We start from the raw sequence: 1,336 nt of genomic DNA, 5'->3' as shown, positions 1-1,336 counted from the left end.
TAGTCACCGTGCACGTCCCCTACCATGTCGCTTGTGATCCATTGGTATGGCGTTACATGCACATCTGGTTGTTCATCGAATGCGGATGGCACCGCTGCATAATATTCGAAACCTTTCGGCGCGATGGCCTCAATGATGGTTGGCATAATGCTTAGATGCGTGCCGATAGATGCAGGTAATGATGTTTGTGAAAGCTCAGGATGTTGCATGTAAAACACGGTATTGCGAATTTCACGCATCGTGTAATCCCGATGCAAGAAGGATGTATTATTGAATTCACCAAATAGATTGGAATGGTCACCCGTTACGATGAACAAACTATCTGGGAACTTCGCTTTCATAGCATCTACGAAATCAAAGATAGCCTTATCGCAATATTTGTAAGTAGCTAAGCCCTTATTGCCATCCTTGCGATTCAAAATATCATCACCAATGCCAGGCAAATCACGATGGGCATCAAAATCAAGATACTTGTCTTCTAATTTATAGGGACCATGATTAGTCGTAGTATACACAAAATGGAATGTGGGTTCATACATAGCTACGATACGCTTTGCCGCCTCTTCGAGGAATACGTGATCGTATACGCCAAGCCATGTTTGTGGCGCTTGAGGACCACAGAATTCTGTAGCATTTTCAATGCGGTCAAACCCTTGGGCCTTGCCGTATTTCGTAAAGTTACCACTCGATGAGTTACCACCGTACCAGTAAATGGTTTTATATCCTAATCGTTTTATCTGCGCTGCTAGAGCCGTAGGCAATGTATTGTTCCAGAACATTTCCTTTTCATTCAATTCCATGCCGCTATCGTAGATACCGCTTATAAGACTTGAAATAGAAGGGCGCGACACATTACCAGCAGGCAAGAAATTAGGCACACAAGCCGTATGCGTATCTGCTGCAAAATGACGCAAACCTGGACAGATATTAAAATCCATATACAACGGATCCATGGACCACTGAGGGATACTTTCACCAACAATCAAAAAGATATGCTTAGGTTTAGCAATGCGAGCACCAGCTGCTACGCGTTTAAAGGCATGTAATGGATTGTCCAACGTTTGCCAATCGCTGCGCGGCATAAGATGATTCACATCCTCTATGAGTTCCTCATCGGATTTTATTTGGGCCGCCGTCAACGGCGTTTTACGAATCAATTTGAGAGCCTCTAAATCGTCGATGGTCGCCTTCGCAAAGAAGATATCCTCCTTAACGATGGTTGGCACCACGTCCCATTCTGGTTTATTGCGGTGATTCAAAGTACCACCATAATGAAGCCAGTAGTAAATCACCACATAGAGTGAAAAATCCAATTTTTCATTATTTTCTTCTACTG

At 43.5% G+C, this 1,336-nt stretch carries 1 protein-coding gene; it reads right to left on the bottom strand.

Annotated features, from left to right (window positions below):
- A partial coding sequence (locus tag Q7P05_RS03400) for an LTA synthase family protein (RefSeq protein WP_303930449.1) occupies positions 1–1,336 on the bottom strand: 1,336 nt, incomplete at both ends.

The sequence above is a fragment of the Veillonella dispar genome (assembly GCF_937975875.1).
GTDB classification, from domain to species: Bacteria; Bacillota; Negativicutes; order Veillonellales; family Veillonellaceae; genus Veillonella; species Veillonella dispar_B.
This window is presented reverse-complemented; position numbering and strand designations above follow the sequence as displayed.